The organism is Nostocoides vanveenii (assembly GCF_039531165.1).
Lineage (GTDB): Bacteria > Actinomycetota > Actinomycetes > Actinomycetales > Dermatophilaceae > Nostocoides_A > Nostocoides_A vanveenii.
This window is the reverse complement of record NZ_BAAAPN010000028.1, coordinates 61,879-79,067: the sequence shown is the minus strand read 5'-3', so window position 1 is coordinate 79,067 and position 17,189 is coordinate 61,879. Positions and strand designations below refer to the sequence as shown.

General features: G+C 68.2%; 14 protein-coding genes. 3 read left to right on the top strand and 11 right to left on the bottom strand.

What is annotated here, in order from left to right; genetic code table 11:
• Nucleotides 1-223: 223 nt before the first annotated feature.
• Nucleotides 224-1,183 carry a dephospho-CoA kinase gene (gene coaE / locus ABD209_RS05490; RefSeq protein WP_344063227.1) on the top strand — a complete coding sequence of 320 codons (960 nt, stop codon included), beginning with the start codon at nt 224-226 and terminating at the stop codon, nt 1,181-1,183.
• A 14-nt stretch (nt 1,184-1,197) separates the two neighbouring features.
• On the opposite strand, the gene ABD209_RS05485 is transcribed toward coaE, so the two are convergent.
• From ABD209_RS05485 to ABD209_RS05465, 5 genes are all read right to left on the bottom strand, one after another.
• The gene (locus ABD209_RS05485) at nt 1,198-2,199 is read right to left on the bottom strand and encodes an o-succinylbenzoate synthase (protein ID WP_344063223.1); all 1,002 of its coding nucleotides are present in this window, start codon (nt 2,197-2,199) and stop codon (nt 1,198-1,200) included.
• Nucleotides 2,196-3,239, bottom strand: coding sequence for a tocopherol cyclase family protein (locus ABD209_RS05480; RefSeq protein ID WP_344063220.1), 1,044 nt, complete (start codon nt 3,237-3,239; stop codon nt 2,196-2,198). The genes ABD209_RS05485 and ABD209_RS05480 overlap by 4 nt, the downstream gene beginning before the upstream one ends.
• Nucleotides 3,240-3,242: 3 nt before the next feature.
• Nucleotides 3,243-3,875 carry a TrmH family RNA methyltransferase gene (locus ABD209_RS05475; RefSeq protein WP_344063243.1) on the bottom strand — a complete coding sequence of 211 codons (633 nt, stop codon included), beginning with the start codon at nt 3,873-3,875 and terminating at the stop codon, nt 3,243-3,245.
• 72 nt (nt 3,876-3,947) lie between these two features.
• The gene (locus tag ABD209_RS05470) at nt 3,948-4,949 is read right to left on the bottom strand and encodes a polysaccharide deacetylase family protein (protein WP_344063217.1); all 1,002 of its coding nucleotides are present in this window, start codon (nt 4,947-4,949) and stop codon (nt 3,948-3,950) included.
• Nucleotides 4,950-5,034: 85 nt separating this feature from the next.
• Entirely contained in the window at nt 5,035-5,751 is a 717-nt protein-coding gene (locus tag ABD209_RS05465; RefSeq protein ID WP_344063214.1) for a hypothetical protein, read from the bottom strand.
• Nucleotides 5,752-5,894: 143 nt separating this feature from the next.
• Here ABD209_RS05465 and uvrB point away from each other — a divergent pair, with 143 nt between their 5' ends.
• Nucleotides 5,895-8,003 (top strand): excinuclease ABC subunit UvrB, encoded by a 2,109-nt coding sequence (gene uvrB, locus ABD209_RS05460; protein ID WP_344063211.1) that lies wholly within the window; start codon nt 5,895-5,897, stop codon nt 8,001-8,003.
• A gap of 163 nt (nt 8,004-8,166) precedes the next feature.
• Here the strand turns inward: uvrB and ABD209_RS05455 are convergent, their stop codons facing one another.
• Complete coding sequence (locus ABD209_RS05455; protein WP_344063208.1) at nt 8,167-9,780, bottom strand: cell wall-binding repeat-containing protein; 1,614 nt, start codon at nt 9,778-9,780, stop codon at nt 8,167-8,169.
• A gap of 446 nt (nt 9,781-10,226) precedes the next feature.
• On the opposite strand from ABD209_RS05455, the gene ABD209_RS05450 reads away from it, so the two are divergent.
• Nucleotides 10,227-11,246, top strand: a complete 1,020-nt coding sequence (locus ABD209_RS05450; protein WP_324387901.1) for a TerC family protein — start codon at nt 10,227-10,229, stop codon at nt 11,244-11,246.
• A gap of 61 nt (nt 11,247-11,307) precedes the next feature.
• On the opposite strand, the gene ABD209_RS05445 is transcribed toward ABD209_RS05450, so the two are convergent.
• From ABD209_RS05445 to uvrA, 5 genes are read right to left on the bottom strand one after another with little or no spacing between them, the layout of a single operon-like run.
• On the bottom strand, nt 11,308-12,177 hold the full coding sequence (locus ABD209_RS05445; protein WP_344063241.1) for an EamA family transporter: 870 nt from the start codon (nt 12,175-12,177) through the stop codon (nt 11,308-11,310).
• A gap of 28 nt (nt 12,178-12,205) precedes the next feature.
• Nucleotides 12,206-12,610: a type II toxin-antitoxin system VapC family toxin gene (locus tag ABD209_RS05440; RefSeq protein ID WP_344063202.1), complete on the bottom strand. Its 405-nt coding sequence runs from the start codon at nt 12,608-12,610 to the stop codon at nt 12,206-12,208.
• A gap of 36 nt (nt 12,611-12,646) precedes the next feature.
• Nucleotides 12,647-13,315 carry an MBL fold metallo-hydrolase gene (locus tag ABD209_RS05435; protein ID WP_324388689.1) on the bottom strand — a complete coding sequence of 223 codons (669 nt, stop codon included), beginning with the start codon at nt 13,313-13,315 and terminating at the stop codon, nt 12,647-12,649.
• Between the two features lie 5 nt (nt 13,316-13,320).
• On the bottom strand, nt 13,321-14,013 hold the full coding sequence (locus tag ABD209_RS05430; RefSeq protein WP_344063198.1) for a maleylpyruvate isomerase family mycothiol-dependent enzyme: 693 nt from the start codon (nt 14,011-14,013) through the stop codon (nt 13,321-13,323).
• A 1-nt stretch (nt 14,014) separates the two neighbouring features.
• A complete protein-coding gene (gene uvrA, locus ABD209_RS05425) occupies nt 14,015-17,170 on the bottom strand; it encodes an excinuclease ABC subunit UvrA (protein WP_344063195.1) in 3,156 nt (1,051 codons plus the stop codon).
• Nucleotides 17,171-17,189 lie beyond the last annotated feature (19 nt).

Below are 17,189 nucleotides of genomic sequence, written 5' to 3'. Positions count from 1 at the left end.
ATTGGCTTTGACACCTCCTCTCCTACTCGCGTCCGTGCCTGCACCCCTTCAGCAACACGCACCCCAAACGCAACATCCGCACCTATCCGTGCAACCTCTAAGTCGGTTGGCGACGGGGGCTTGGCGCGCGGACCACCGGCAGGCAAGGGGGTGTTGACCTCGGAAGTGTGCCAAAGGACACGCCCGCAACGCTAGTTCCCGGCGCGTCGTTAGGGTGTGACCCGTGTTGCGTATTGGCTTGTCAGGGGGCATCGGCAGCGGCAAATCGACGGTCGCGCGGGCCTGCGCCGAGCGGGGGGCGACCATCGTCGACGCCGATGCGATCGCCCGGGGCGTGCTCGCTCCCGGCGGGCCGGGCCTGGACGCGGTCCTCGCGGCCTTCGGCGAGGAGGTGGCGGCGCCCGACGGCTCGCTGGACCGGGCGGCGCTGGCGGCGCGGGTCTTCGCCGACCCCGGCGAACTCGCCCGGCTGGAGGCGATCACCCACCCGCTGATCTGGGCCGAAGCGGCCCGTCAGTTCGCCGCCGCACCGCCGGACGGTATCGCCGTCCACGACATGCCCTTGCTCGTCGAGAAGCGGATGTCGGCCGACTACCACCTGGTCATGGTGGTGCTGACCGATTCCGAGACCAGGGTTCGGCGCCTGGTCGAGCAGCGCGGGCTGGCCGAGGACGATGCCCGGGCGCGCATCCGGGTGCAAGCCAGCGATGAACAGCGACGGGCGGCCGCGGATGTGCTGCTGACCAATGACGGGTCGCCACAGGAACTGACCGCTGCCACGGCAGCGCTGTGGGAGTCCCGCATCGAGCCGTATGCCGCCAACCTCGCCGCCCGCCGTCCGGCCCGGGCGCCGGGCGAGCCGGCGATAACGGGTGCCCCCGCGGCAGCCGACCGCGACGGTCAGGGCCGGCGGATCGCCGCCCGCGTGCGCCGGGCCTTGGACCTGCCCGACGCCCCCGACGTCGTTCCGGTGTGGGTGCCCACCCCGGCGGGCGTAGACGAGTTGAGCATCCCGCTGCGCGTACACCTGCCCGTCGGCGCGAGGGCGTGCGAGGCGCTAGCGGCCGCCGGCTTCCCGCTGCGGCCCGTCGGGGCAGCGGATGTGGGGAGCACGCGGGTGGCCGAGCCACGGCTCGGCAACTGCGACCCGGGTTGGCCGGTCGAGATCGTTCTCACCGACTGATTTGGGCGCCGGCCTCAGGATCGGCCGAGCAGTGCCGCGCAGGCACGCACCCGGTCCCGCCACCAGGTCAGGCGGTCGGGGCCCACGGCATGCCGGCGGAGCAGGTCGGGGTCGACGGCGACGCGCCCCGGCCGCAGGACGCCCGCGAACGGCACCAAGGGCGAGGCGGTGACGTCCGCGCTCATCAGGTTGAGGGTGCCCAGTCCGCAGGCGTGATCAAGCCGGGGGAGCGCCGCGGCTAATGCCACGCCCGCGCTGATCCCGACGGAAGAGTCCAGCGCGGACGACACAACCGCCGGTAGCCCGCAGGCATCGACGATCTCCAGCGCGGACGTCACGCCCCCGAGCGGGGCGACCTTGACGACGATCAGGTCGGCCGCCTCCGAACGGGCCACTCGCAGCGGGTCCTCGGCCTTGCGGATCGACTCGTCGGCCGCGATCGGCACCTCGATCGCGTTGCGCGCCAAACGGATTCGCAACTCCCTTAGGTCCTCGACGCGGGCACAGGGCTGCTCCGAATATTCCAGCCCGTATGCCGCGAGCCGCCCGAGCGCATCCGTCGCCTGGTGGACATCCCAGCCGCCGTTGGCATCGACCCGGATGAGCCCTTCCGGCCCGAGCGCCGCGCGGACGGCCGCGACCCGGTCGATGTCGTCGGCGAGTCTCTGACCGGCCTCGGCGACCTTGACCTTTGCGGTCGTGCAGCCGTCGAAGCGCGCCAGTACTCCCGCGACCGTCGCCGCTGGCACGGCCGGGACGGTCGCGTTGACCAGGACGGCAGGCCGCAGGGGAGGCGGCCACTCGGCATACGCGCTCTCGATCGCGGCGGCGAGCCAGCGTGCGGCCTCCGGCGGCGCATATTCGACGAACGGAGCGTACTCCCCCCAACCGGCAGGTCCCTCGATGAGGGCGATCTCGCGCACGCGCACGCCTCGGAAGGCCACGCGCATCGGCAGCGCGACGACGTGCATCCTTGCGACCAGCTCATCCGCCCCGACAGGCGCACCGGGCGTCATTGCCGCGCAGGCGGGGCGTCAACGGCTCCGAGCGGCAAGCCCCGGCGGCGCAGTTCGGCCTCGGCCCGGGCCAGCCCGCCGTGTTCGAGCGCGGCCATGCGCGACCGGTCGGCCCAGATCAGGCGTCTCCGGTGCCGCACCTCGACACGCAGGTCGGCGCTGAGGTGCTCGAGGTCGCCCGCGGTGTTGCGGCGCTCGTCAGGGAGTGGCACAGGCAGGACGTGTGCGGCCCCGAGCGGGCCACAGCCGTCAAGGGTGACCTCGTAGCCGCGCCCCCGCCCGCGCAGCAGCCAGCGTTCATCGGTGACCTCCGCGCGCACCGGTGAGGTGCCGGGGTTGCCGAGCCGAATCACCTGGCCGTCCGGCAGGCGGACGACCACCGCGGTGACGGTCGTGCGCAGTGGCCCGGCGTGAACCAGGCCGCCCGCGAAAGCGACGCAGGCGCCGAGGTCGGTGAAGCCTTGCGCCTGCCCCCACCACCACGCGTCCGGGAAACCCCCTTTGCCCCAGTTCTTCTCGGCATAGACCTGCGCCGTGTCGAACTCCCACCGCTCGCCGCCGAGCTCGGCCCATCCCGTGGCTTGACCGCCCAGCAGCCAGGGATGCCAGTACTGATTCAGACCGGGGACGCTATGAAAGAGGCTGGAGCCGCCGAAAGCCCGACCGAGCCAGGGCGCCGCCTCGGCGATCGCGAACTCGCAGCGGGCGTCCGCCCCGAGGTGCACACGCACCCGGTCCGAGGTGGCCACGAAACTGTCCCCGCTGCGCGCCCCGAGCGCGCCCGGATCGGCCCAGCCGGTGTCGGCAGCCACCGTGCGCACGAAACCATTGCTGGCCGCCAACCCGAGCGTGGCCCACGGCGGTGACCCGTCGCGCGGGGCATTCACGCCGATCAGCGCGATCAGCGAGCGGTCCCCGTCGGTCACGCGCCAGAAGTAGCCCTCCATCGCGAGCCCGTGGGCGGCGAGCGGATTGCCGAAGGGCAGATCGGCGCCGGAGGCGCGGTAGCGCGCCAGTGCGTGGCGCAGCGGCTTACGCATGGCTCACCCCCGCCACGCTTCGCCGAAATCGGCGTGCTCGCGGACCCACGCGTGCATGGCCACGGCCGCCGCGACGGAGGCGTTGATCGAGCGGGTCGAGCCGAACTGAGCGATCGAGAAGGTCGCGGCGCAGGCCTCGCGGGCGGCGTCGGAGAGTCCCGGACCCTCCTGCCCGAAGAGAAAGCACACCCGCTCGGGAAGAATCGCCGACTCCAGATGGAGCGACCCCGGCAAATTGTCGACGCCCCATAGCGGCACCTCCCGCTCGGCCAGATAGGCCCCCAAGGCGCGCGCATCAGCGTGATACCGCACGTGTTGATAGCGATCGGTGACCATCGCCCCGCGCCGGTTCCAGCGTCGATTGCCGACGATGTGCACTTCGGCGGCGAGAAAGGCATTGGCTGTTCGGACGATGGTGCCGATATTGAAGTCGTGCTGCCAGTTCTCGATGGCGACGTGGAAGCCGTGCCGACGCGCATCGAGATCGGCGACGATCGCCGCCATCGTCCAATAACGGTAGCGGTCCACCACATTGCGGCGGTCGCCGTCGCGGAGCAGGTCCGCGTCATACCGCTCGTCGGCCGGCCAGTCGCCGACCCATGGTCCGAGGCCGACCTCCGCCGGCCCGTGCGGCATCGGGTCGTATGGTGCCCGCGTCTCCTCGTCGGTGGGGTCGATCGGTCGCGCGGTCACCGCGCCATTATCGGCTCAGCCGCTCGGGGTGCGGCCCCAGCGGGTCGCCATCTGCGCGGGGGTGACATTGACGACCGTTCGGTCGCGCTGGGCGAGCGCCGTCAGGAAGGTGTTGCGGCAGTAGTTCTCCGGGATGCCAGTCCACCGGTTGCGCCAGTCCGGGCTCGTGCAATCCCAGGCATTGGCCTGGCCCAAAGTGCCGGATTTGCCCTCGACAAAGCGGAACATCTGGATCACCGACCATTGCCCCGGCCTGGGGTTGAGCGCCTTGACGATCGCGCTCGGCGGCGCGGTGATCCGATCGTTGCGGACCTTGATCGTGTAGCAGGGCAGCGCCGTGTTGTTGCAGCGCCCGCCAAGGGGGGTGTAGGTGAGCAGGGTGTAGGGAAAGACGGTCGCCGAAGCCTTGGTGTTGAACCCAGGGACGAGGGTGTAGAGGCGCCCGAACGCGAAATACTTCGCGACCATCTGCTGGGCCGGCAGGTCCTGTTCGTCGTCGGGATAGAAGAAGGCCCCCCACGCCTGGGTATGCCCGCGGGCCGCGAGCGGCGCGAGCGTGGCGCCGGTCTCGGCATACCGCTGGGCGTCGGTGGTCAGCGTTGTCATCCGGGTATAGTTCATCGACTGGGAGACGAACGACCACCCGTATGCCGTTTGCAGCCGCGCGAGGTCGGCCCAGGTCGCATTGGTGACTCCGCGCTCGCACGTGCGGGTGTCGGACGTGCGGTTGACGACGATGCCGCCGACGCCGCGCAGGCCATACGCCTTGAGATCCTGGGCGTCCTGCTCCAGCGTGCGCACCCCCGGTGCCGGGGTGCCGGGGTTGCAGCCATGCGCCCAGAGACTGCGTCCCCACGCCATCGTTAGATAGCCAGGCGTGGCAACGTTGACGGCCGGCTCGGTCCGGGCAGTGGCCGGAGCGGAGGCGAGGCCCGCGAGGCTTGCCGCACACGCCGCCGCGCCGAGTGCGAGGCGCGCTGTGCGGCTTTGACGCTGGCGGGATTTGCTCGTTCTCATCGACTACTCCCTGTGGTAACCGTGTCTGGGCCGAGACCGGCCGGGCGCCTATGGGATAGCGCCCGGCCGTGTCGGATCGTGGGGGCTAGTGAGGTGCCTCGTGAACCGAGCCGCCCGGTGTCGGCTTCCCGGCGAAGGTGACGGTGGGGCGTTCGGTGCGGGTGGCATAGCCGAGGCGGGAGTAGTCGACATCGAGCTTGCCCCAGTAGCCCGGAGCCGTCCAGAAGCCCATCCCGACCTGTCCGAAGGACAGAGCGGAGTTGTACCCCGACCACACCCAGATCCCGTTCAGCCCCAACGCGAGATAGTCGCCTGCCACATACGCCGAGATCGTGACGTAGTTGTTGAGGGTGTAGCCGAGATTGGTCCAGCCGACCACGGGCGTCTCGGCGCCGGTGGCGGTGATCAACCAGACCGAGAACCACCCCGCGTTGGCGTACTGGAAGAGATACGACGGACGCCAGTTCATGGCCGAGTTGAGGCGCGACGGGTTGCCGCGCACGATGAGGCGGTTGGCGGCGTTGCCGCCGTAGTTCCCGGACCGCTTCATGCGCGCCTGGAACATGTAGTCGCTGTAGTTGTTGGAGTGTTTGACCGAGGTCGAGTAGCCGGGGATGCCGTCGCAGTGCAGGTTGCCATTGCGCAGCATCCAATTGCCGTAGACATTTGACCAGCCGAGCTTGTTCGACGTGAAGGTGCTGTTGAAACCGAACGGCGCGGCCGAGGCCTCGCCGGCAGCCAGCGTGGTCGCGCCGGCCAGGCCGGTCGTCGCACCCGCGATCAGGAGTTGCCTTCGATCCATCAGATGTGCCCCTCTTCCGGGTTGTGCCGCTGGCCAGTCCCGCGGCCTGTTTAAGAGGCTAGACCGAGCCACCGACTGGTGTCCTTGGATTGGCAAAATCAGCGAACGAAGGGGTTGTCGGTGGGTCGGCATACGGTTGTCTCATGCGACCGACCACCGATCTCAAGCGCCGGGTGGCGCCCTTCGAGGTCATTTCCGAGTTCTCGCCGAGCGGTGACCAGCCCACGGCGATCGCCGACCTGACCCGGCGCATCACCAGCGGTGAGCAGAATGTCGTGCTGCTCGGCGCCACGGGCACCGGCAAGTCGGCGACGACCGCCTGGCTGATCGAGCAGGTGCAGCGGCCGACCTTGGTGATGGCCCCCAACAAGACGCTCGCTGCGCAGTTGGCCAACGAGTTCCGCGAGCTGCTGCCCAACAATGCCGTGGAGTACTTCGTCTCGTACTACGACTACTACCAGCCCGAGGCCTACGTCCCGCAGACCGACACCTACATCGAGAAGGACTCCTCGATCAACGACGAGGTCGAGCGGCTGCGCCACAGCGCGACCAACTCGCTGCTGACCCGGCGCGACGTCGTCGTCGTCGCGTCGGTCAGTTGCATCTACGGCCTCGGCACCCCGCAGGAGTATGTCGACCGCATGGTCCGGCTCCGGGTCGGTATGCCGATCGAGCGCGACGCGTTGCTGCGCCGGTTCGTGGAGATGCAGTATGTCCGCAACGACCTGTCCTTCACCCGAGGCACCTTTCGGGTGCGCGGCGACACGGTCGAGATCATCCCGGTCTATGAGGAACTGGCCTTGCGGATCGAGTTCTTTGGTGACGAGATCGAGCGGATCTATACCCTCCATCCGGTCACCGGTGAGGTGGTTCGCGAGGAGACCGAGATGTATGTCTTCCCCGCCACCCACTATGTCGCCGGGCCCGAGCGGATGGAGCGCGCGATCACCGGGATCGAGAAGGAGTTGGCCGATCAGCTCGCGCTCTTCGAGAAGCAGGGCAAGCTGCTGGAGGCGCAGCGGCTGCGGATGCGCACGACCTATGACATCGAGATGATGCGGCAGATCGGTTCTTGCAGCGGTATCGAGAACTATTCAATGCACATCGATGGCCGGTCCCGTGGGTCGGCGCCCAACTGCCTGCTCGACTATTTCCCCGATGACTTCTTGCTGGTCATTGACGAGTCGCACCAGACGGTCCCGCAGATCGGCGCGATGTACGAAGGCGATATGTCGCGCAAGCGCACGCTGGTCGACCATGGTTTCCGCCTGCCGAGCGCGATGGACAACCGGCCGCTGATGTGGGAGGAATTTCTCGACCGGATCGGGCAGACCGTGTATCTGTCGGCGACGCCAGGCGACTACGAGATCGCCAAGAGCGATGGCGTCGTCGAGCAGGTCATCCGGCCGACCGGGCTGATCGACCCCGAGGTCATCCTCAAGCCGACAAAGGGCCAGATCGATGATCTGCTCGACCAGATCGCCCAGCGCGCCGAGCGCGACGAGCGCGTGCTGGTCACCACGCTGACCAAGAAGATGGCCGAGGACCTGACCGACTATCTGCTCGAGAAGGGCGTGCGGGTGCGCTATCTGCACTCCGACATCGACACGCTGCGTCGCGTGGAGTTGCTGCGCGAGTTGCGCCTCGGGGAGTTCGACGTGCTCGTGGGCATCAACCTGCTGCGTGAGGGCCTGGACTTGCCGGAGGTCTCCCTGGTCAGCATCCTCGACGCCGACAAAGAGGGTTTCCTGCGCTCGGCCCGCTCGCTGATTCAGACCATCGGCCGAGCCGCCCGTAACGTCTCGGGGCAGGTCCACATGTATGCCGACAAGATCACGCCGTCGATGGCCAATGCGATCGAGGAGACCAACCGGCGCCGCGAGAAGCAGGTCGCCTACAACCGCGAGCACGGCATCGACCCCGAGCCGCTGCGCAAGAAAATCGCCGACATCACCGACCTGCTCGGGCGTGAGGACGCCGACACTGACGCCCTGCTCGGATCCGGCCGAAGCCAGACGCGCGGTGTGCGCGGGGCCGGGCGCGGTGGGCGCGGCGCAATGATGGCCGACACCGGCCAAGCGGCGTCGGTCAAGGGGCTGCCGGCAAGCGAGCTCGCCTCGCTCATCCACGAGCTCACCGACCAGATGCACGCTGCTGCCGCTGAGCTGCGCTTCGAGGTCGCGGCCCGGTTGCGGGATGAGATCGGTGACCTGAAGAAGGAGTTGCGTCAAATGCACGAGGCGACCAAGTGACCCCCGAGGAGATCGCGGCCTACGCGCTCGCGAAGCCGGCGCGTGGCCGGATCAGCCGTGGGAGGGCGACCACGTCGCCAAGGTGGCCGACACGATCTTCCTGACGTCGAAAGGCCGGTTCAGGGGCGTCGAAAGGCCGGTTCAGGGGTGTCGAAAGGCCGGTTCAGCCGTCCATGAGGTCCGAGACGGTCGTGACGGTCACCCCGCGGGCGCGAAGGGTCGAGATGATCGTCGGCAGGGCAGCGCCGGTGTTGTATCCCCCGAGGTGGTTGAGCACGATCGTGCCGGCCGGTGGAGTGGGATTCAGGACGGCGTCGAGGATGTCGGCGGTGCTCGTTCCCGGATCCCAGTCCGCCGTGTCCCGACTCCACATCATGGTTTTCGGGTAGCCCACCGACGTGGCGAGCGACTGGACGCGGGCGTCGGACGAGCCGAAGGGCGGTCGCCAATAGGGCCGCACAGTCATACCGGACAGGCCGCGAAGCACCGTTTCGGCGTCGCTTAGTTCGGCCCGGACGAAGCTGTCTGTCATCGGCACCTGGCACGGGGCAGCCGTCGGAGAACCACCGCCCCCACGCACCAGGTCGCAATGGTGGACGGTGTGATTGCCGATCTCGAAGAGTTCAGGGTGCGCGGCGATCAGGGCCATCACGTCGTGGCCCTCGGGAGTGTCGGCCATGATTGAGGTGGGGAAGAAGGTCGTGCATACCTGGTGGTCGATGAGGTAGCGCACGATGTCAGCCGCGCCGGTCATCCGTCCACCCATGTCGAAGGTGTTGGCGATCTTCTGACCGCTCACGCCGGCGACAGCACTGATCACCTCAGTCCGTCCGTCGGGAGGAGCGAATCCCGCCCAGCACACCCCGAGTTCCTTCTGCACCAACCGCGGAATCTCGATGGGCACCGATGCCGTGCCACCGAGCAGGTATGCCGTGTCCGGACCGAGCCGAGTCAGTTCGGCGTCCGTGCCCGGCGGGAGACCGTGGTCGCGGGAGAGCAGGATCGGGCCCCGGGTGACGACTGCGGCCGCGCTCCCGGCGAGGGCGTCCGGGTAGTTGGCCCCGGTGGCCACCATCAGGCCCGGCCGGTCGGACCCGAAGACCCGCTTCGCGATGGCCAGTGCTGTCGAATACCGGTCTGCGCCCCAGACACGCTCGATGGGGGCGATCTGACCGAGCGCGTCTGCGACTGTCGACGAGACCGAAGCCGGGCCGCCGAGGAGCAGGATTCGGCCGGGGGAGAGGCGCCGCAACTCCGCCTCGGTGGTGGCCGGGAGCTGTGCGGTGTCGGTGAGCAGCATCGGTGATCCATCGACGGCCGCAGCCGCTCCGCCTGTCAATCCGTCCGGCCAGACCCGGCCGGAGGCGACATAGACGGTGCGCAGCGGGCCGGTGAAGGCACGGGCACTCGCCGCTGCCGCCACCTCGAACCGGTCCGCACCGCCGATCCGTTCGACGGCGCCCTCGTCGGTCCAGTTCGACCCGAGCTCCCGCACGATCTCCTCGCTGATGGTGGACGGACCGCCGAAGACGAAGATCATCGACGGCTGCAGGCGATCTAGTTCGGCGGCCGTCACCGACGGAATGTGGTCGCGCTTGACGAAGAGGACCGGCATACCGCCGTCCGCCGCAAAGGTGCCGGCGGCGATTCCATCGGCATACGCCTCGCCACTCGCGACGGCCACAACGCCCGATCCGGCGGGGTGAAAGCGCCGGCTGATCGCCGCGGCCGCGGCATACCGGTCGATACCGCTGAGCCGCTCGATCCGAAAGTCCAAGTTCCCGATCTGCGCGGCCGAGGCGGTCCTCGGCGAGCCCGCCAGCCCAGCGCCCGAGGAGGGTGACGCAACCCCCGCGCTCACCCCGACAGCGACAGCCAGGATTGTGGCGACCGCGATAGCCACCGCGCGTGGCGAGGTCCTGCGCCGTGGTGAGGCGTTTAGCGCGTCCCAAGTCATCGTCAGTCTCCTCGCCGTGATCGTCGCCCTTGACACGTGTGTGACCCTCGATCGGTTGACCGGAATGTGTGCGCAGATTCGACCCACTGCCCGCGCAGTGGTTCAATAGTGCCCGTGCCTCGCCCGTGCGGGGTGCCCTGAAGGGGAGTATCCCCCAAGCGCCTGCCTCGTCATCACGGCCCACCGGCCCGGGGCGGTGGCCCGATCTACCTCGGGCGGGAGAGACCTTCGGACTGATTTCCGTCACGTCCGAAAGGCGACCCCAATTGGTTCACGCATTAGCAACGGCGAATGCCACCCAACTCGACCTGCCCACGTGGGTCTGGTTCTTGACCATCGGCGTCGCCGCAGCGGTGCTTGCCTTCGACGTCATCTGGATTGCCCGCAACCCGCACCGCCCGAGCACCAAGGAACTTGTGCTCGCGCTGTCGGGCTATATCGGAGCAGCCGTGATCTTCGGTATCGCGCTCTTCGCGATGAAAGGGGGCAAACTGGCCGGGGAGTTCTTCGCCGGCTGGCTGACCGAGTATTCGCTCAGCGTCGACAACCTCTTCATCTTCTTGCTGATCATGGCGAATTTCGCGGTGCCGGAGCGTCTCCAACAGTTTGCGCTGATGGTCGGCATCGTCATCGCCATCGTCCTTCGCGGCCTGTTCATCTGGGCCGGTGCCGCGGCGATCAACAACTTCTCGTGGGTCTTCTACATCTTTGGCGCGTTCCTCATCTACACCGCCTGGAAGTTGGTCGGTGAGGGGGAGTCCGACGACGACGAGTACGAAGAGAACACATTCATGAAGTTCGTCGAGAAGCGGATCCCCTCGACGAAGGAGTACCACGGCACCTCGATGTTCGCCCGCCTGGACGGCAAGCGGCTGGCCACGCCGATGCTCTTCGTCATCCTTGCGCTGGGCACCACGGACCTGCTTTTCGCCCTCGACTCGATCCCCGCGATCTACGGACTGACCAAGGAGCCCTACATCGTCCTGGTCGCCAACCTCTTTGCCCTGATGGGGCTGCGCCAGCTCTACTTCCTGCTCGGTGGCCTACTGCAGAAGCTCGTCTATCTCAGCATCGGGCTGGCCGTGCTGCTGGCCTTCATCGGCGTCAAGCTGCTGCTCCACGCGCTGCACACCAACGAGTTGCCCTTCATCAACGGCGGCGAGAACATTCACGTCCCCGAGATCCCCATCTCGGTCTCCCTCGGTGCAATCGTCGTCATCCTCGGCGTCACCACCATTGCCAGCCTCTGGAAGTCCAAGCGCGACGCGGCCTCCCCGGACGCCTAGCGGCCCCGGGCGCTGACAGCTTTCCCGCCCGATTCCACAAACCCCTGCGTATGGCGCCCGATCAGGTCGCGGCGGCCTCGGCCGGGTCCTTCTCGGCGTTGCCGCCCATGATCAGGATGCTGGCGCCGACTACCAGTGCCATGCCAACCAGTTGCAGCGTATGGAGGCGTTGGTCGAGCACGATCAGGCCGGCCAGCGCTGCGAAGGCCGGCTCCAGGCTGAGCAGGATCCCGAACACGGCCGCGCGCATTCGGCGCAAGGCGAGCAGTTCGAGGGAGTAGGGGAGCAGGGACGAGAGCACGGCGATTCCTAGGCCCTTCGCGAGCCAGGGGGTCGTCCACTCATCGATGGTGAGCACGCCCAAGGGGGTCACCAGGGCCGACGCGACCACCATCGCGATGGCCAGCCCGTCGAGCTTGGGAAAGGCCGCGCCTGTCCGGCCGCTGAAAATGATGTATGCCGCCCAGCACGCCCCCGCGGCGAGAGCCAATCCGATCCCGGTCCAGTTGAGTTCCGCCAACGGGACGTGGAGGGCTTCCGAAATCAGGACGACGCCCGTGCCCGCGGCCACGACTGCAATTAGGTCCCGGGGTCGCCGGGACAGCACCGTCGCGAGAGCGAGCGGCCCGAGGAACTCGATCGTCACGGCGACGCCGATGGGCAGATGTGCGAGAGAGCCATAGAAGGTGAAGTTCATCAGGCCGAGGGCAAGGCCGAAGCAGAGCACCGTGGCCCAGTCCGCGCGCGAGTAGCCACGCACCCGTGGCCGGATGATCGCGACCAGGATGACGGTCGCGAAGAGCAACCGCATCGTCACCGAACCCGCCGCCCCGATCACCGGGATCAGGGTCGCTGCCAGCGCCCCGCCGAACTGGACCGAGACGATCCCCGCCAGGACGAGAAGGGGGGCAGGAACCCGGTCGGCCGACAGCACCGGAGCAGCCTAACGAGGGTGTCAGCTACGCGCCGCGGCCGTCCGGCTCGGTCGTGCGCACCGTCAGCCCCGCTAGGCCGGCGAAATCGTCCGGGTTGCCGGTGAACAGGGGAAGGCCATTAGCGATGGCTACCGCGGCGATCAACGCGTCGTAGGCTCGGGCGGCCGGTTTGCGGCCGGAGCTGCGCAGCGATGCTGCGACCGCCCCGAATCGGCGGGCCGCCGCGCTGTCGAACGCGAGCGGTTCGAAGTCTGCCTCCACCTGCTGCAGGAGCGGTTGGCGAGCCACCCGCTCCACGCTTGTCCTGGCAACCAGCGGGCCAACGGAAAGCTCCGCGAGGGTGATCGCACTGATCAGTGGCTCGTCCGGGAGGCTCGCGGCCAGCACCCAGGCGCTGTTGTTGCGAAGATCCCGGACTGGCACCGTCATCACCCTCACGTATCACGCGTGATACGTGAGCTGGGCTCACCAGCCGCGCTCGCGCCACTCGCCGAGGTGGGGCCGCTCGAGGCCGACGGTTGAGTCGTTGCCGTGGCCGGGATAGAACCAGGTGTCGTCCGGGAAGCGGTCGAAGACGCGGTCGACCACATCGGCATACAGGCTCTCGAAACTCTGCCCCGGCATCGTGGTGTTGCCGACGCCCCCGGGGAAGAGCGAATCACCGGTGAACAGGTGGGTCACCCCATCCGGGTCGGCGTAGGCCAGCGCCACCGACCCCGGCGTATGCCCGCGCAGATGGATCACGTCGAACTCGAGTCCCCCGACGGCGATCGTGTCGCCTTGCGAGAGCCGCACATCGGGTGGCAGCGGAAGCGCGTCGGCGTCGTCGGCGCCGGCATACGTGCGCGCTCCCGTGGCCGCGACGACATCAGCGAGGGCGCGCGTGTGGTCCCAGTGCTGGTGCGTGGTGACCAGCGCATCGAGGCGGCCCGTGCCCTCGGCGACCAGGGCCAGGCAACGCGCGGGGTCGTCGGCGGCGTCAATCAGTAATTGGGAGCCCGTCCCCTTGTCGGTGACGAGGTAGACGTTGTTGTGCATCGCCGAGACGGACATCTTGCGGATTGTCGCGTGCGCCAACTCGCGGACCTCGCTCGGTCCGCCGGGCGTCACCTCGCCGGTGTAGGGGTCGGTCATCAGTATCAACTGCCTCTCGGAAGTTCGGGAAGGACGTCACCGTCGAGTGCGTGGACGCCCGCAGGGTCACGGCGTGCCAGCCAACGAAGCAGCGCGGCTGGGGATCCGGCGACCGTGGGGCCGCTCGGACCCACCCGGATCGGCTCCTGTCCGGCCGGCGCCAGCGTGACGGCCGGCGCATCGGGGAGACCGGCCAGCGCCGTCACCTCCCGCGCCAGGTAGGTCGCCACCAGGTCGGGCGGAAAATCCTCGAAATCGAAGCCGGCCCGCAGGTCGGCGTGGTGATAGAGCACCTCTCGCAGACGCATGGTCGGCAGATCCGCTGCGCGAAAGCGTGGTCCGCCGGGCGTGCGCTCGACCAATAGTCCCGCGTCGAGCCCTGCCAGCCGGGGGAGAGCTTGTGCCAACCGGGCAGAGCTCGTCCGAAGGTCGTCGGCCAGATCGGGCATGGCCCTCCCGGCGCCGGCCTCGATATCAGCGTCGCGGGCCTGCGCCGAGGCGTACATCGTCTCGCCACTACCGTCCACCGCGGCCCGGACCAGCCCGGCGAGGCCGTCGGCATTCCGTGCCAAATGGGTCAAGATGTGGCCACGCGTCCAACCGTCGCATCCGCTGGCCGCGGCCGGATCGTCGAGCACGGCGACGGTGGCCAGCAGTCGGGCCGTCTCGCTCTCGAGCGCGGCGAGTGTCTCGTCCACCTCAGCCCGCCTTCCGGGCCCGGCGCGCGGCGGCGGCGGCGCTTTTGGAGATCGTCGCCGCCTCGGGCACTGCCTGTGTCGTCGGGCGTCGCGCGGCGGCAGCCTTTGCGGCCGGAGCCCTCGTCGCCTTCGCGGCGGGTGCCATTCCGGCCGGCGCCCTCGTGACCTCGCCGGCCTGAACGGGCCCGGCCTTGACGACCGACTTCTTTGTCGTTCGCGCCCGCCCGGTCGCCCGAGCCGGCGTGCGAGCCGACCGCTCGAGAATCGGCGCCAGGAATCGACCGGTGTGCGACCCGGCCACCGCCGCGACCTCCTCGGGGGTCCCGGTCGCGATCACCCGGCCACCGCCGGATCCGCCCTCGGGACCCATGTCGATGATCCAGTCGGCGTTCTTGATCACGTCGAGGTTGTGCTCGATGACGATCACCGTGTTGCCCTTGTCGACCAACCCCTGCAGAACGATCAGCAGCTTGCGGATGTCCTCGAAGTGCAGTCCCGTCGTCGGCTCGTCGAGCACATAGATCGTCCGGCCCGTCGAGCGCTTCTGCAGTTCCGAGGCAAGTTTGACGCGCTGCGCCTCACCCCCCGAGAGTGTGGTGGCCGGCTGGCCCAGGCGGACATACCCGAGCCCGACCGCGTTCAACGTCGTCATATGCCGCGCGATCGCCGGGACCGCGGCAAAGAACTCCTCGGCCTCCTCGATCGGCATGTTCAGCACGTCGGCGATCGTCTTGCCCTTGAAATGCACTTCGAGCGTCTCGCGGTTGTAGCGGGCCCCGTGGCAGACCTCGCACGGGACGTAGACGTCGGGCAGGAAGTTCATCTCGATCTTGATGGTTCCGTCACCCGAGCACGCGTCGCAGCGGCCGCCCTTGACGTTGAAAGAAAACCGCCCCTGCTGATAGCCGTGAATCTTCGCCTCGGTCGTCGTCGCGAAGAGCTTGCGGATGTGGTCGAAGACGCCGGTGTAGGTCGCGGGATTGGACCGCGGCGTGCGTCCAATGGGGCTCTGGTCCACATGCACGACCTTGTCCAGATGCTCTAGACCGGTGACCGTCTTGTGCCGCCCGGGCACGTGCCGGGCGCCGTTGAGCTTGTTGGCCAGCACGTTGTAGAGGATGTCGTTCACCAACGTCGACTTCCCCGATCCGGAGACGCCGGTCACGGCGACGAAGGTCCCCAACGGGACGGACACCGACACATCGGCGAGGTTGTGCTCCTTGGCGCCGAGCACCTTGACCATCCGCTGCTTGTCGACCGGCCGGCGCACCACCGGCATCGGGATCTCCTCGCGACCGGACAAGTACTTCCCGGTGAGCGACTCCGGATGCCGTAGCAGATCGGCGACCGACCCGGAGTGCACGACGTGCCCGCCGTGCTCACCCGCACCCGGGCCGATGTCGACGATCCAGTCGGCCGTGGCGATGGTGTCCTCGTCGTGCTCGACGACGATCAAGGTGTTGCCCAGATCGCGCAAGCGCACGAGGGTCTCGATGAGCCGGTGGTTGTCGCGCTGATGCAAGCCGATGGATGGCTCGTCCAGGACATAGAGGACGCCGACCAGCCCGGAGCCGATCTGGGTCGCGAGCCGGATGCGCTGCGCCTCCCCGCCCGACAGGGTCCCGGCGGGCCGGTTCAGCGAGAGGTAGTCGAGGCCCACGTCGAGCAGGAAGCCCAGACGGGCATTGATCTCCTTGATCACCCGTTGCGCGATCGCCCGCTCCCGCTCGGTGAAGTCCACACCGCCGAGGAAAGCGGCCGCCTCGCGGATCGAGAGTGCCGAGACATCGGCGATGCTCCGCTCGCCGATCAGCACCGCGAGCGACTCGGGCTTGAGCCGCGTCCCACGACACGTGGGGCACGGCACCTCGCGCATATAACCCTCATAGCGCTCGCGGCTCCACTCCGAGTCGGTTTCCGTATGCCGTCGCTTGACGAATGGGACCGCGCCCTCGAAGCCGGTGCTGTAGGAGCGCTCCCTGCCGTAGCGGTTGCGGTAACGGACGTGCACTTTGTGGTTCTGCCCGTGGAGCACGGCGTCCTTGGCGCGCTGCGGCAACCCGCGCCACGGCACGTCCATCGAGAAGCCGAGATCCTCGGCCAGGGCACCGAGCACCCGCTGGAAGTACTCCGCCGATCCGCTGCCCTGCCCCCAGGGGGCAACGGCGCCCTGAGCAAGAGAGAGGTCCTCGTCAGGCACGATCAACTCCGGATCCACCTCCAACTCAACGCCGATGCCGGTGCACACCGGGCACGCACCGAAAGGAGAGTTGAAGGAGAACGAGCGCGGCTCGATCTCGTCGATCGACAACGGATGATCGTTCGGGCACGCCATCCGCTCGGAGAAGCGCCGCTCCCGGTCAGGACTTCCCGGCTCCGCGTCCACGAAGTCGACGATCACCGACCCGCCCGCCAACACCAGCGCCGTCTCGATGGAGTCGGTGAGCCGGCGCTTGGCCGACCGCCCCGCATCACCCTCGGGCTTCTTGGCAACGAGGCGGTCGATCACGACGTCGATGGTGTGCTTGACCTGCTTCTCCAGCTTGGGCACATCGGTCAGGGGCATGACCGTCCCGTCTACACGGGCACGGGCATACCCCTTGCTCTGCAACTCGGCGAAGAGCTCGACATACTCACCCTTGCGCGCGCGCACGACCGGCGCGAGCACCTGGAAACGCGTGCCTTCCGGCAACTCCAAGAGGCGGTCGACGATCTGTTGCGGCGTCTGCCGGGTGATCGGCTCCATGCAGACCGGGCAGTGCGGCCGCCCGGCGCGGGCGAAGAGCAGGCGCAGGTAGTCATACACCTCGGTGATCGTCCCCACCGTCGATCGGGGATTGCGATTGGTCGACTTCTGGTCGATGGACACCGCGGGGGAGAGGCCCTCGATGAAGTCCACATCCGGCTTGTCCATCTGCCCCAGGAACTGGCGGGCGTAGGCGCTCAGTGACTCGACATACCGCCGTTGGCCCTCGGCGAAGATCGTGTCGAAGGCGAGCGAGGACTTGCCCGACCCGGACAGCCCGGTGAACACCACGAGGGCATCGCGTGGCAGCTCGACATTGATGTCTTTGAGGTTGTGTTCGCGCGCGCCACGCACGATCAGGTGGTCCTGCTGGCGGCCGGCGGCGGCGCCTTTGGTGGTGGCTCGAGTCACGTCCGATATCGTATGTCGC

Bases quoted from the DNA above. Each gene is read 5' to 3' on its own strand.
- ABD209_RS05485 (WP_344063223.1), bottom strand. From the start codon at position 2,199: ATGACGCCCGGTGCGCCTGTCGGGGCGGATGAGCTGGTCGCAAGGATG.
- ABD209_RS05480 (WP_344063220.1), bottom strand. From the start codon at position 3,239: ATGCGTAAGCCGCTGCGCCACGCACTGGCGCGCTACCGCGCCTCCGGC.
- ABD209_RS05475 (WP_344063243.1), bottom strand. From the start codon at position 3,875: ATGCCGCACGGGCCGGCGGAGGTCGGCCTCGGACCATGGGTCGGCGAC.
- ABD209_RS05470 (WP_344063217.1), bottom strand. From the start codon at position 4,949: ATGAGAACGAGCAAATCCCGCCAGCGTCAAAGCCGCACAGCGCGCCTC.
- ABD209_RS05465 (WP_344063214.1), bottom strand. From the start codon at position 5,751: ATGGATCGAAGGCAACTCCTGATCGCGGGTGCGACGACCGGCCTGGCC.
- uvrB (WP_344063211.1), top strand. From the start codon at position 5,895: ATGCGACCGACCACCGATCTCAAGCGCCGGGTGGCGCCCTTCGAGGTC.
- ABD209_RS05440 (WP_344063202.1), bottom strand. From the start codon at position 12,610: ATGACGGTGCCAGTCCGGGATCTTCGCAACAACAGCGCCTGGGTGCTG.
- ABD209_RS05435 (WP_324388689.1), bottom strand. From the start codon at position 13,315: ATGACCGACCCCTACACCGGCGAGGTGACGCCCGGCGGACCGAGCGAG.